Source organism: Paenibacillus sp. 4624, assembly GCF_050435065.1.
Classification (GTDB): domain Bacteria; phylum Bacillota; class Bacilli; order Paenibacillales; family Paenibacillaceae; genus Paenibacillus; species Paenibacillus amylolyticus_D.
On sequence record NZ_JBNDJR010000014.1, the window covers coordinates 25,433 to 39,446 of the forward strand.

Sequence of the window (14,014 nt, forward strand, 5' to 3'; positions counted from 1 at the left end):
GTGTTACCCCACCTTTCCGAGCAGGTACACGACCGTAAAGATGAACACCCACACAACGTCGATGAAGTGCCAGTACATGGCGGAAACATAGACTTTCGGTGCGGTTACGACCGTTAATCCTTTTTTGAACAGTTGCCCGATAATGATTCCGATCCATACAATACCGAACGCTACGTGGGCTCCGTGGAACCCGACCAGCGTGTAGAATGCCGAACTGAAGGCACTCGTGGTCATGCCAAATTCTTTATGTTTCACGTACTCGTAGAACTCGTAAATCTCCAGACCAAGGAATCCCAGACCTAGAACAACCGTGATCCCCAGCCACAGAGCCAGTGCATTTCGTTTCCCCTTGTGCATCGCCTGGATGGCGAATACACTCGTCAAGCTGCTGACCAAGAGGATGAACGTTGCTGCTGCCACAAGCGGCAGATGGAACAGTTCATTCGCTGTAGGTCCATCATTGGTCTGCCCGCGGAGTGCGAGGAAGGTCGCGAAGAGTGTACCGAACAGTACCGTCTCACCGCCAAGGAACAACCAGAAGCCAATAAGCTTGTTGCGTCCTTCCAGCGTTGCCTTCTCTGGTTCATGCGGCAGTTTGCCGTTTACCGGCTCGGCATGTGAGGTTGTCATGTTCTCGCCCCCTTCTCGTCCTGATCCTCGGGTTCAATGTGCCAGCCGTGATCGTCATATAATGAGCGCAATGCCATCGCGCCAAATGTAATAAGAAGACCGATAATAAGCACAATATAATTATTGAAAATGAGATTCATGAATTCCAATTCGAATTTGTCTTTGCTGAACATCAGTCCAAGTCCGGCGATAAAAATACCTACCGACATAACAAACGGCAACGGTGTAGCGGATGGCATATGAATGGAACCTACCGGCTCCGCAGGAGTCATCTCCTTGTTGCCTGCCATCTTCTCTTTCCAATATGCATCAATACCACGTACCAGCGGCGTTTGTTTGAAGTTGTACTCTGGCGGCGGCGATGGAATCGTCCACTCCAGTGTACGACCGTCTTCCCACGGATCGTTTGGTGCATCAATTGGTTTCTTCGTGGTGATGACGATGTTCACCAGGAAGATAATGACCCCAACGCCCATCAGGAACGCGCCGATGGAGCTGACCAGGTTAAGCAGGTCAAAATCCTGATTCGGCAAGTATGTAACAATCCGGCGCTGCATCCCCATCAGACCGAGGAAATGCTGTACGAAGAAGGTTAGCTGGAATCCGATCATGAATGTCCAGAATGTCCATTTTCCAAGTGATTCACTCAGAATACGGCCAAACATCTTCGGCCACCAATAATGAAGTCCCGCAAATAATCCAAGTACCAGTCCGCCCACGATAACATAGTGGAAGTGAGCTACGACAAAGTAAGTGTCATGGAACTGGAAGTCCGCCGGGGCAGAAGCGAGCATGACACCGGTAACCCCACCCATAACGAAGGTTGGTACAAATCCGACAGCAAAGAGATTTGCCGCCGTAAAGCGAATCTGTCCGCCCCACATCGTAAAGAGCCAGTTGAAGATTTTGATTCCGGTTGGTACGGCAATCAGCATCGTTGAGATCGAGAATAACGCGTTTGCTACGTTACCAAGACCCGTCGTAAACATGTGATGCGCCCATACCATGAAGCCCAGGAAGGCAATCAGAATGGTTGCAAATACCATGGAGCTATATCCAAACAACCGCTTACGCGAGAAGGTCGGAATAACCTCCGAGATAATGCCGAATGCCGGCAAGATCAGGATGTAAACTTCCGGGTGTCCGAAAATCCAGAAGATATGCTGCCAGAGCACGGGGTTACCGCCGCCTGCAACATTGAAGAAATTCGCATCGAGAATGCGGTCAAACGTCAATAACACAAGGCCTACCGTGATGGCAGGAAAAGCAAACAAAATAATTGCTGATGTAATAAACGTGGTCCAGGTAAACATCGGCATCCGCATATAAGACATCCCTGGCGCACGCATGGTGATAATGGTAGCCAGGAAGTTAATGCCCCCGATGAGTGTACCCAGACCGGCGATCTGAAGACCGATCGTATAGAAGTCCACACCGTGTGTTTCGCTATACTGCGAACCGGAGAGAGGTGTATACGCTGTCCAGCCTGCATCCGGCGCGCCTCCCATAATCCAGCTCAGATTGAGCAATAAACCACCGAACAAAAATGTCCAGAATCCCAGGGCGTTAACAAACGGGAATGCTACGTCACGTGCCCCGATCTGCAAAGGGACCACCGCATTCATAATGGCAAAAATAATCGGCATGACGCCAAGGAAAATCATCGTAGTTCCATGCATCGTAATCAATTCATTAAACACTTGCGCCGATACAAAATCGTTCATCGGCTTCATCAGTTGAATCCGGATCAAAATGGCTTCGATACCGCCAATGCCGAAGAAAAGTCCGCCTGCAATCAAGTAAAGAACGGCGATTTTTTTGTGATCGACGGTGGTGATCCAGTCCATCAAGCCCTTGTACCGCTTGACGCTATGCGCATGAGCCAAGGTTGTGTACCCCCTTCTTCATCCTTGCTGTTCTATTCGTAGTCCAATTTGTAATTGGCCAAATATTCGGCAATTCCGTCGATTTCTTCATCCGTCAGTCCCAGACTCTTCGGACTCGGCATCGTATTGCCCGGCTTCACAGCTTGTGGATCATGAAGCCACTCTTTCATGTTATCCAGTACCGGTTTACCTTCTTCCTGACCTTCACGTTGATTCAGCAAAATGCCTGCAACGGATTCCTTGCCGCCAATACCTGTAAGGTTCGGTGCAACAGGTCCGCCCTGATCGCCAACAGCGTGACAAGACAGGCAGTTCGTTTTGAATTTCTCAGCAAGCTGTGTGTCTTCAGGAAGAACAGCTGGCGCTTTCATCGCGTTAACCCAGCGGTCAAAGGACTCCTGGCTAACAGCCTTAACTTTGAATTCCATAAAAGCATGAGATCTACCGCATAACTCGGCACATTTACCACGGTAAACGCCTTCATTTGGAGCAGAAAAGCTGAATTTGTTCAATGTTCCATCCGGGTTTGTGTCCATTTTGCCCGCAAGTGACGGCACCCAGAAGGAATGAAGCACGTCCGCGGTTTTCAATTCGAATGCAATTTTCTTTCCGGTCGGGATGATGAGGTCTTGAGCGGTGGTTATGTCATACTGAGGATAAGTGAATTCCCACCAATACTGATGTGAGGTTACCTGGACCTTAACTGCGTTTTTGTCGTTCGTCAGATCTTCACCATGGGCAAAAATCGTCTGCACTGTTGGTACAGCCAAAATAATGACCAGCAGAAGTGGAATGGCTGTCCATATTACTTCCAGTTTGAAGTTTCCTTCAACCTGCTCAGGCATTTCGGTCTGCCCTGCTCGTCTGCGAAACTTGATCAGGACATAGGCAGCAATCGCAAATACAATGATGAGCACCACGATCATAATCGCAATAGACAGCTTCATCAGATCTAATTGGTCTTGCGCCACAGGACCCTGAGGTTTCATTGCCGACAAGTCTTCCCGCCCGCATGCGGATAGCAGCAAAGAGAACACTGCCAGCAAGGGAAGGATTCGCTTTGCAACCTGCCACTGTTTCATCATTGATCTACCCCACTTTTTTACGTTTTCGTAGATTACGGTTGTCGTTCGGTACAAAGGCAGCACATGTACATTTCAGCACGATAAACATAATCCTCTTCATCATATAGAATGCTTACAAAAATAACGCTTCCAGTACTCCCGTCATTTCCTGCCCAGGGCATGTCTGCGCATTCTTCCAATTCATTCTATATGCTTCAATCACTTATTAAATATAAGTTGAGGGTATGATTTTGTCAATCTTTGGACACATGTTCACAAATTGTTCACTTTATGTATAAAACCGCATCACAACTTGATTTGCAAACGATTTCAATTATAAGTATTACGATTCGTCTCTGAAAAATTTTGCCAAATTTCGGTGATAAACTCAATTTTCTTAGCGATTTTTATCACAATCAAAACATGCGTTATTATGCAAAAGAACCCCCTCTAATATTAGGGAATCATTACCATATGTACTGGAAATGAACGAATCTGCCCTCTACATTGGATAACCTCATTGGCTTGGAGCAGATTCGCCATTTATTCATATCATTCCAGAAGTTAATTCCCGGATTAAAAATTCACGCTTCCTTCTTTTTAATTCTGATTACACTCGCTGTTTTCAAGTTCCATCCGTTAGAATCAACGGCCCATCCTTGGTAATGGCTACAGTATGTTCATACTGCACTCCCCAGCTTTCATCCAGCGTTCGAACTGTCCAGCCATCCTCATCCCACACCACAGCCCCAGAGCTACCCTTCGTGAATATGGGTTCAATGGTTATGACCATGCCTTCGGTAAGCATCATTCCTGTTTTTCGTTTTCCATAAGGCAGTACATTCGGTGGCTCGTGGATATATTGCCCTATGCCATGGCCGATAAGCGGTTTGACGATCCCGTATCGGTACAATCGTGCCGTTCGTTCAATGGCGCTCCCAATGTCTCCAAGGGTATTCCCAGGAACGGCCTGCGCGATCGCTTTATAAAGTGCTTTTTCCGTGCGTTTCATAAGCCGGCGAATGGATCTGCTTGGTTCATCTATAGCATATGTCCAGGCCGAGTCAGCAAGCCAGCCTTCTTTGTTCACTACCATATCAATCGTCACGACATCTCCACTTGCAAGTGCCTGGCTTCCAGGAAACCCGTGACACACCACTTCGTTGACGGAAGCACATATAGCGTAAGGATAGCCTTTATACCCTTTCTGCTCGGGTGTGGCTCCATGATCCGCAAGAAAGGCCTCCACGCGCTCGTTAATCTCCGCTGTTGTGGTGCCTGGAACCATGTACTGCTCAATATGTTGATGGCATTCTTTTAATATCCGTCCCGCTTCCCGCATGTAGCCAATCTCTTCTCTGGTTTTCAATATAGGGTCCACATGCCTTCATCCTTCCTGCTGTAGGTATATTTCCATATATATGCGAGAAATTCAGAACAAAGCCCCTAAAGTACACCAAAATCCAGGATAATATAGATACATGCTAATTGACTCCACAAACGCAAAAAAAACCGTCTGCCGGAGCCAAGGCCCGAGAGACGGTTCTATTCATATTGGAACAGTATAATCAGAAGTTGGTGTTGTTTCAGGATACGGAAGAATCCATCTTGACAAGCTCATGCTCAACGACAGAAGTCAATTCTTCCTCATATCCACCCGTAATCCGGTATTTTCTCACATACTCCTTCACGAATTTTTTTGGATCTTTAGGACGGAAAATCCGAGTCATTTCCCTCAAACTTTCTTTGACCTCATTGTGACCTTTCGTTGCCATTGTAATTCCCTCCCAAAACGTTGAAAGTGAATGCTCCGTTTAGAGAACGCCGAATAAGTCTTAAATGCCATTCATGAAGTTGTGTGCGCGGCTTAAAGCAAGCTTTAGGTCGGGAACCTCGCCGAATAGCAAGTACCTGACACTATAAATACCCGATATGATTCAGGTTGAATCATAATCTTATTGTATCATATTCGGAACCTCGTTACGACTTGACGATTTTTCCTAATATATATAACGGTTTTACTGCCCAAAAAGTTTAATTCCGAATCATATTTTATAAAATGTTTATTCTATACGGATTAATCTATCCAGCATAACCATCAACTATTCGGGGGATATTATCTTGGATCACCAAATTAGTTAACTATATGGAACTAAAAGGAGGACCTGTTATGGAACGCAAAGAACAGGACATGTTACCCCTTTCGCATGAAAAGGTTGAGGTCGACGGCGTTTATATCAATGAAGCCGGGCAGGAAGAGCATCTTCACCGGGGGCAAGAGTTCCCCGCCGATCTCGTACTCGGCAAGACCGAATGGAAGCTGACAGAGTATGCCTTTGATAATCACCACGATGGAAAAACAGATGAACGTCTGGTGCCCAAGGAAGATGATCAAAATAAAAAAGGGAAAATAAACAGTCCTCGAAGACAGATTCAAACTTAATCCATTCATCGGTTCAGTTCTGTCCACCTCCTACATAGCCTATATAAAAAGGACAAAGGAGGCTGGGCCGAATGTCTCCCATGAAATCGTCCAGCGGTCTGGATGAAAATATAGCCGGCATGCTGTGTTATTTATTCACGTTTGTAGGCGGCATCATCTTTCTAGCTGTGGAGAAGCGCAGTCGATTTGTGTTGTTCCACGCTCTTCAATCCGTGACGGTTTTCGGACTGATCATGGTTGGTCATGTGTTGTCGACCTTTCTTCCACTGTTTGGCCCACTTGTAGCTTCACTGTTATCTCTGCTTGGTGTAATCGTATGGCTCCTGACCGTCGTTACAAGTCTGCAAGGAAAATGGCTTAAGCTGCCTTGGGTTGGTGATTTTGCCGAGAAGCAGATGCGGCATCTTTAATATCGTATCGTGCAATACCAAGAAAACACCGAAACAATGTGTGCTGAACCCATTGTTTCGGTGTTTCCTGTGCGTAAATTATGTTAACTGTCCAAAATAAAGGTTAACTTGCACTTCATCGCATTGATATTTTATAACATGAATAATACAAGAAATAAATCATTCATATCCTGAGTCAACATGCTTTATGCCGTAAATCATTCATGTAGTACAGTTTACATAATATAGCATTTGAACCCATATGCACGCACTCCCATAAACGACAAAAACGCTCCTCCGTGCTCACACTAAAGCAACCTGCCTTAGCTTTATTGATCTACTACTTTCGCAACTAGTCTTACATTACTCCTTACCTCATCTTACGCGGTCTTGCTGTTCTCCTGAGCCATCTCATCTGTATGCTGCGCAGCCAACTGGGCAGCAGTTTCTTTACTCCCGAGGCCATTAAACAACAAATTCATAAAGATTGCCGTAAAGCTGCCTGCAATAATGCCATTGCCCAGCATAATCTGAGCCCAGTCCGGCGCACCTGCGAACAACTGCGGTACCACCGTTACCCCCAGCCCCATACCAATAGAACACGCAATGATGAATAGGTTCTCATGACGGTTAAGGTCCACCTGAGTGCCAATGATGCGAATACCTGATGAAATTACCATACCGAACAGGGCCACCATGGCACCGCCAAGCACGGATCCAGGCACAAGCTGAGCCAGTGCGGCAATTTTCGGTACAAAGCCAATAACAATCAGCAAACCGCCTGCAACAACGATGACATCCCGCGTCTTCACACGTGTCATCTGTACAAGTCCTACATTTTGCGAATACGTTGTATATGGGAAGGAATTAAAAATCCCCCCAAGCACAATAGCCAGCCCCTCTGCACGATATCCACGCGCCAAATCTTTGGAAGTCAGATCCTTGTCCAACATTTTGCCCAGAGCCATAAACACGCCCGTAGATTCAGCCACACTGACAATCGCGACGAGAATCATCGTCAGAATAGGAACAATCTCAAAGGTAGGCCTTCCGAAATAAAATGGTTGAACCATATGGAACCAGCTTGCATCAAGAACAGGAGCAAACTTCACCTCTCCCATCAATCCAGCAACCACCGTACCAACGAATAGACCAATCAATACTGAAATGGAGCGTACAAAACCTGTAGTGAAGCGTGTCATTAATATGATGAACATGAATACACCGAAACCTAGCAACAAATGTACACCGCTGCCAAAGTCCTCTGCATTCTGGCCGCCACCCAAATCGGTGAATGCCACCGGAATTAGTGTCAGACCAATAATAGTAACGACCGAACCTGTCACGACGGGTGGAAAGAGCCGAATCAGCTTGCCGAACAAGCCTGAGAAAATGAGCACGAACAAACCGGAAGCAATAATAGCACCATATATAGCAGATACTCCACTGCTCTGTCCGATCATGATCATAGGGGATACCGCTTGGAATGCACAGCCCAGCATAACCGGCAGTCCAACGCCAAAGTATTTATTACCCCAGACTTGAAGCAGTGTGGCTACACCGCAAGCAAGCAGGTCAATTGCAATCAAATAGGTAAGTTGTTCTTGGGTAAATCCAAGTGCGCTACTAACAATAAGCGGTACAATGACAGCTCCAGCGTACATCGCAAGTACGTGCTGCAAGCCGAGTGAGAAGGTTTTGGCCGGATGCCGGTGACGTTGAAAGATACGTTCGCGTGCCATACTAGTTCGTGCCCTCCTCATCTGCAAAGGTTACTTGTCCATTGGACAGTGCTCCAATACGAACTAAAGATTCCACGCGGTATCCTGCCTCTTTCAAAAGGCTTCCTCCCGGCTGGAATGCTTTTTCAATCACGATCCCGATTCCAACGACTTCCGCGCCAACCTGTTCTACAATGCGAGCCAGGCCAAATGCCGCTTCACCATTCGCCAGAAAATCATCAATGATTAACACACGGTCACCGGGGTTCATAAATTTTTTGGCAACAGTAATTTCATTCGTCTCCTGCTTGGTAAAGGAATACACTTTCTCCACCAAAATATCTTCGGTGAGGGTAAGTGACTTCTGCTTACGGGCGAAGATCAGCGGAACATTAAGTTCCAGTGCTGTCATAATGCCCGGCGCAATACCGGATGATTCGATCGTCAGCACACGTGTAATATTCTCCCCTTCAAACCGGCGGATGAACTCTTTGCCAACTTCCTTCATCAACACCGGGTCCATCTGGTGGTTCAGGAATGAGTCTACTTTCAGTACTTGTTCGGACAGGACAATGCCTTCCTGTATTACTTTGTCTTTTAACAATTGCATCGTTTTTCTTCCTCCCAAATGCCCTTTACCGCCTTGCTCAGTCTGCTCCACAATATCTCTATCCCCATGTAAAAAAACAAAAAGCCCGCCTGTTCACACCTGCGGCATTAACCGGAGACGGGAAAGACGGACTTGTTCCTGTATGGACAAGCCGCTTGAACACTACGTACGCCAAGGGGCGAGGCTCAGGAAGCATACCTATATATTTAGGCAGACCTGACCATAACCCCCAACAGGGCGCAAAAGCATCCTTCCCGTAGTCCAATCATTCCGGTGATCGGGTAGAGACATGCAGGCCTATTCCTGCACATATACGAGTAACGGCATATTCAATTTATTTTGGCTTCACGATTCGTATCCCTGTATAATTGCGAACCTGAATGTACAAAGTGTAATCTTACTGACAATGTTAGAAGTATACCGAATTGGCGGCTTGAAATAAAGAGGTATTTTCATGGAATTTGCGGAAACGATGTTTCTTTTGCATAATGGGGGATGATTGATTTTCATTTTTTATGTACAATATGAGAACAAAAGCGTGTCCTGACGGGACTCACCTTGGAGGAAACGCTGTAAATCTAGTCGTTAAAGGAGATTGTTACATGAAAGGCATACTGAAAGAATTTAAGGAGTTTGCTGTTCGCGGCAACGTCATTGATCTGGCGGTCGGTGTAATTATCGGGGCTGCTTTTGGGAAAATCGTTACGTCCCTTGTGAATGATATCATCATGCCCCCGGTTGGAAAACTGCTCGGCGGAATTGACTTCAGCCAAAAAATCATCAACCTTGACCCTGACGTAAAGACAGCTGGCGGACAAGACATCACGACACTGGCTCAGGCCAACGAAGCTGGCGCCACTGTCATTGCTTACGGTCAATTTATCAATGTGTTGATTGATTTTATTATCGTGGCATTCTGTATCTTTATGCTGGTTAAAGGCATTAACTATCTGAAACGCAAAGAGCACACCAAGCCTGAGCCGAAAAAAACAACCAAAGCTTGCAAGTACTGTCTGTCCGAAATTCCGGCTGCAGCTACCCGTTGTTCCCACTGCACATCCCAGCTCGAGGCAGAAGGTAGCAACGCTCCGGCATAAGGGTCTGATCTATTATTGTGTAGAGCAAATTAAATAAAGCAAAAACGCAGGTTTGATTCTTGATACAGCGATGTACATCTAAGCCAATGTACGCTTATGTAATCATTATTTGTCTGCATGTAAAGCATACTCATCGTTGCCGGATGAAACTGATTATAACTTTGCATTGCATACGCATATAAAATACATCAAACCTGCATATGTCCTGGTTCCACCTATTGGTGGGACCTTTTTTTCTTCATCGTGAGTGCAGAATTGCTGGTCATGCGTTCCTTATTTAGAAACGTTTTGGCAGCAGGTGTTCCAGAATCGATTTGAGATCTTTGTCTTCTTTGTAGACCTCTTCTCCGGTATCCAGTTCAGTGACCCGAATGTATTCATAATTGGCGCTGGCATCCGTCGGTTTAAATAACAACTGCGCTTCGTCCTCCAGACGCACATGAAATCCCATGTCTTTAAACATCGTCGTAAGCTGACTCGTGGCCGGCTCCTGACCTTGCCCTACAAAGATAAGTCCCCTAAGGGCTTTACGCTCCTGAGGTTGCGGATAAATCACCTGAAAGTGTACAATGCATTCCATACAATCGTTCCCCTTTCGTTAAAAAGAACCTTTGTGAAATTTTGAACTTTAAATTTTGCTATATAAGGAGATACGTTTCATGACCCCAGAACGTTTCGATATTTATGACGACCAGCAACAATGGATCGGTACAGCACCTCGAAATGAGGTTCATGCCAAAGGATACTGGCATCGTTCCTTCCATTGCTGGATCGTGCGTGACGAAGACAACAAGCGCATGGTTCTGTTTCAGCGGCGGCGGGATATCAAAGATACTTTCCCCGGATATTACGACATCACAGCTGCTGGTCACCTTACAGCCGGTGAACAGCTACAGGATGCGCATCGTGAACTTGAAGAAGAGCTCGGTGTGCATACGTCATTCGATACGCTGACTTATTTGTTTACGGCTACGCAGCAGCTACAGGGTGAAGTGCGCGGTATTCCGTTTCTGGATCGGGAATTCAGCGCTGTCTATGGTCTGTGCCTGAACCAACCTCTGGAGTCCTATGTTCTCCAGGCTAGTGAAGTGGACAGTCTCTATGAGGCACCGCTGGATGACTTGCTTGCCCTGTTCCGCCAAGAGAAGGATGCCGTTCAGGCATCCGGTGTGCGTGCGCAACAACAGACATTTATGCAAGACGGTAAAGCGATATCTACACCGTCAGAGGATGACACGCCTTTATCCACATCCCCACGAACTGGTAAATCACTGTCTGAGTTCGTCCAAGAAATCACAACGACAGCAGCTGATCTTCCGTCCAATCACGGCGATTATAAGCATTCAGCAAATACCTCACGCCTTGTGAGGGAAATACATCTGGCGGATTTTGTGCCGCATGGCACCACCTATTATATCGACGCACTCGAAGCACTGAAACGAGTACACGGGGTCTAACTTCATTTTCTCAAAAATAGCATCACTTCATACCTTTAACGAATATCTGAACCAATACCATAGGTATTCCAGTCACATTACCCTTTAGGTATTCCAGTAACATTCCTTTACTATTAACCGGATGGCAAACCAATGCTGTAACAAGCGTCACTGCATTTTGCTTCTGAATTGTATCGTGGTACCCATGAGCCACCTAAACGTTACGCGATACGTTGAAGATGTTGCTACGGCATATCAGGGAATTATCCAAATACGCATGCTCTAACAGGCAACAAATCAGTAGACAACAAAAGTTAGCCTACTCTATGTAAATTTCATGATGGATACTGAGTAACCTAAAGTGAATGTGCGCGAGCTTGGGCTCAGAAAATTCTAACGATCACAGGGAACGTTATTTGCTCCATTTCGGGGTCTCCTGAAATCTAACGATCACCAGAGACGTTATTTAGACGAAAATGGCTTCATTTGCGCTAAAAAGATGGTTTGGGGACGAAATAGCGTTCCTGAGGATCGTTAGAATCGGAAAGAGGTAGATATCGCCAAAATAAGGCTTGTGGTGATCGTTAGCACTCAAACTATCCCGTTTCACTGACTTCCAAATATTTCCTTTTCAAAAGATGGAGAATAACCATACTAAGATGGTCAATGCTTTTATTAACCACAAAAGGACGAGACGTGAATTCATCATTCACATCTCGCCCTTTATCATTTTGTTTTTGTGGTCACTACTTTAGTTTTCATGGTTACTTTTTAATTTCATATTCCACCTGTTACTACTCCTGATCTGGTGTAGGAGTAGACCAGTACGTCGCTGCAATGTCCGCGTACCGACGTCCGTAGCGACCTTCCAACTCCTCACCCATATCCTGTTCCAGTTCATACAGCACCAGTTCTTGTGCAAAATGATTCAGTAGCAACCCGGTCATCACCGGATGCGCTGTGACCACGGCCTGCGTCGGGCATGACTCCCCACGCATGCCCAGCATACACCAGCGGCGATCTACAACGAGCGAGAACTTACGCCCGGTATCCATGCCATGTGACGCCAACCCTGGCAAAGGAAGCGGCTGATCTACCATGCCTTCCCCACCTTCACAGGACCACAATAAGCGCACACCCCGAGCCTCAGCCTGCTGCAAATCCTCTCGAAGCAGTTCGGCTTCCTCTCGCCACACATCCACCACAATCTCATGCTGTGCTGTGGCAAGTTCACGACTCAGATTCTCCAGAACATTTTTGTCGCCTTCCACATTGTAAAATACAGGCTTCTCCGGTTCGCTCTTCGGCATACTTCGCTCGACGTAATCCAGAGAGGTGTGCATCTGATCCGAGATCATGCGTGTCATCTCTTCCGGTTTCAGCATGCTATACTTCGCGGGTTCTCCCGGACTGCACCGGAGAAATCCTCTTGATTCCAGTCGTTGCAAGGTTGCATATACATTGGAACGGGACACGCCCAGCCGTTTGGCCACCTCATATCCAGAGGCTGATCCCTGACGGGCTAATTCCACCATAATTTTAGATTCCATCTCGGTGAACCCGAGATGACGTAAATGATGCAGCAGTTGGTCCATATTTCTGTCCCCCCATGCTGTCAGCAACCAGCACTGCCTGACGGCAGCACGTCTACTGCATCAAATCTGCTCGGCTCCGCAACGTGGGCACCACTTCGAGCCTTTTGGCAATTCGGATGCACAAATCTGACACTTCACCATTTCACGTGGCACTTCCGTCTGCACATCTACGGTGCTCACAATCGGATTGTTTTCTTTCCAATAACGAATGCGCTCATCCAGCTCCTGCTGACGCTCGCGTTCCCGCAGCATCTCCTCTTCTCTGCGGCGTTCCCACTCTGCATCGAACGCTTCCTTCTCTTCCAGCGTAAACTCGGTGCTGTTATATCCCGGTTCTGTATCCAGATCCGCAATCGATGGGATAACCGTATGATACGGCTCGGTCTCTTCATGTTCTTCCACAACCGGTGTATCAAAAATCGATTGCTCCGCAACCGGGTTTTGTGCAGCTGCCGTCTCATGTTTCGCTGTTTTGGCAAGTCCTGCGGTTCCGGCCGCTCCCGATGCAGCTGCACCCGGTTTGGATTCGCCCAATTTGCGTCCACACTTCGGACAGAAGTTGGCATCCAGTGATGCGACGTGTCCACACTCACACAGGCGTTCGTTTTTCAACTCGGCAATCTTGCTGCGCAGAGCATCGATCTCATCCTGCAGCTCGTCACACAGATTAGACAGATCCACCATTTCTTTTTCAGCAAGCGTCATATCCTGTGCACGATAACCTTCATAGAAGATGCGGCCCATATCGGTAAAATGGACTTCTTGTTCCTGTTGCAAGCCCACAATCTGATTGTTCAATTTGCCAATCTCAACGGCATGCTGGGCACGCTCTGTTGCTTTGTTTGCTCCGTTTTTAATGCGCTGAAGCAGTTTCATCACAATTCCTCCTCTGTCCCGTCAAAACAATATCATGATCATTCTTCATTAGTTAGCAGGTCAGCAATTCGCAACAAGCGAGATGCCCTAGATATATAACTTATACGATATGAAGCCAAAAAGTTGCGAAAAATCGCGCTGCCACCCCATTTTATGCGGATATTGGATAGAAACAGGGGCTTTCGTCAAGACCATACGTTCGGTATAATGGAACTTTGACTCCATATGAATGGAATTCTCACTTTATGCCAATGAAACCATAGTCCC

Annotated in this window: 14 protein-coding genes and 1 riboswitch; of the genes, 4 read left to right on the top strand and 10 right to left on the bottom strand. The window is 46.7% G+C overall.

The features are described 5' to 3' along the window. Positions 1–3: 3 nt before the first annotated feature. From ABIE27_RS26250 to ABIE27_RS26270, 5 genes are all read right to left on the bottom strand, one after another. A complete protein-coding gene (locus tag ABIE27_RS26250; protein ID WP_123067290.1) occupies positions 4–630 on the bottom strand; it encodes a cytochrome (ubi)quinol oxidase subunit III in 627 nt (208 codons plus the stop codon). Continuing rightward, positions 627–2,477 (bottom strand): cytochrome c oxidase subunit I, encoded by a 1,851-nt coding sequence (ctaD, locus tag ABIE27_RS26255; protein ID WP_429351939.1) that lies wholly within the window; start codon positions 2,475–2,477, stop codon positions 627–629. The genes ABIE27_RS26250 and ctaD overlap by 4 nt, the downstream gene beginning before the upstream one ends. 71 nt (positions 2,478–2,548) lie before the next feature. Next, positions 2,549–3,601: a cytochrome c oxidase subunit II gene (coxB, locus tag ABIE27_RS26260; RefSeq protein WP_123067292.1), complete on the bottom strand. Its 1,053-nt coding sequence runs from the start codon at positions 3,599–3,601 to the stop codon at positions 2,549–2,551. Between the two features lie 604 nt (positions 3,602–4,205). Then, complete coding sequence (gene map / locus ABIE27_RS26265) at positions 4,206–4,961, bottom strand: type I methionyl aminopeptidase (protein ID WP_123067293.1); 756 nt, start codon at positions 4,959–4,961, stop codon at positions 4,206–4,208. A 205-nt stretch (positions 4,962–5,166) separates the two neighbouring features. Continuing rightward, the gene (locus ABIE27_RS26270) at positions 5,167–5,355 is read right to left on the bottom strand and encodes a hypothetical protein (protein ID WP_017690840.1); all 189 of its coding nucleotides are present in this window, start codon (positions 5,353–5,355) and stop codon (positions 5,167–5,169) included. Positions 5,356–5,750: 395 nt separating this feature from the next. Between ABIE27_RS26270 and ABIE27_RS26275 the strand changes: the two genes are divergently transcribed. Both ABIE27_RS26275 and ABIE27_RS26280 read left to right on the top strand, forming a co-directional pair. Beyond that, positions 5,751–6,023 (top strand): transposase, encoded by a 273-nt coding sequence (locus ABIE27_RS26275; RefSeq protein ID WP_123067294.1) that lies wholly within the window; start codon positions 5,751–5,753, stop codon positions 6,021–6,023. Positions 6,024–6,094: 71 nt separating this feature from the next. Then, positions 6,095–6,433, top strand: coding sequence for a DUF4870 domain-containing protein (locus tag ABIE27_RS26280; protein WP_123067295.1), 339 nt, complete (start codon positions 6,095–6,097; stop codon positions 6,431–6,433). A 359-nt stretch (positions 6,434–6,792) separates the two neighbouring features. On the opposite strand, the gene ABIE27_RS26285 is transcribed toward ABIE27_RS26280, so the two are convergent. Beyond that, positions 6,793–8,154: a nucleobase:cation symporter-2 family protein gene (locus tag ABIE27_RS26285; RefSeq protein WP_123067296.1), complete on the bottom strand. Its 1,362-nt coding sequence runs from the start codon at positions 8,152–8,154 to the stop codon at positions 6,793–6,795. 1 nt (position 8,155) lies between these two features. Further along, on the bottom strand, positions 8,156–8,743 hold the full coding sequence (locus tag ABIE27_RS26290) for a xanthine phosphoribosyltransferase (protein ID WP_123067297.1): 588 nt from the start codon (positions 8,741–8,743) through the stop codon (positions 8,156–8,158). A gap of 237 nt (positions 8,744–8,980) precedes the next feature. Continuing rightward, positions 8,981–9,080: riboswitch (purine riboswitch) on the bottom strand. A gap of 265 nt (positions 9,081–9,345) precedes the next feature. Between ABIE27_RS26290 and mscL the strand changes: the two genes are divergently transcribed. Then, the gene (gene mscL, locus ABIE27_RS26295; protein ID WP_123067298.1) at positions 9,346–9,840 is read left to right on the top strand and encodes a large conductance mechanosensitive channel protein MscL; all 495 of its coding nucleotides are present in this window, start codon (positions 9,346–9,348) and stop codon (positions 9,838–9,840) included. Between the two features lie 277 nt (positions 9,841–10,117). On the opposite strand, the gene ABIE27_RS26300 is transcribed toward mscL, so the two are convergent. After that, entirely contained in the window at positions 10,118–10,420 is a 303-nt protein-coding gene (locus tag ABIE27_RS26300; protein WP_429351904.1) for a hypothetical protein, read from the bottom strand. 79 nt (positions 10,421–10,499) lie between these two features. Between ABIE27_RS26300 and ABIE27_RS26305 the strand changes: the two genes are divergently transcribed. Then, positions 10,500–11,297, top strand: coding sequence for an NUDIX hydrolase (locus ABIE27_RS26305; RefSeq protein ID WP_429351905.1), 798 nt, complete (start codon positions 10,500–10,502; stop codon positions 11,295–11,297). Positions 11,298–12,070: 773 nt separating this feature from the next. Here the strand turns inward: ABIE27_RS26305 and ABIE27_RS26310 are convergent. Continuing rightward, positions 12,071–12,871, bottom strand: coding sequence for a TrmB family transcriptional regulator (locus ABIE27_RS26310; RefSeq protein WP_123067300.1), 801 nt, complete (start codon positions 12,869–12,871; stop codon positions 12,071–12,073). A 60-nt stretch (positions 12,872–12,931) separates the two neighbouring features. After that, entirely contained in the window at positions 12,932–13,747 is an 816-nt protein-coding gene (locus ABIE27_RS26315) for a zinc ribbon domain-containing protein (RefSeq protein ID WP_123067301.1), read from the bottom strand. Positions 13,748–14,014 lie beyond the last annotated feature (267 nt).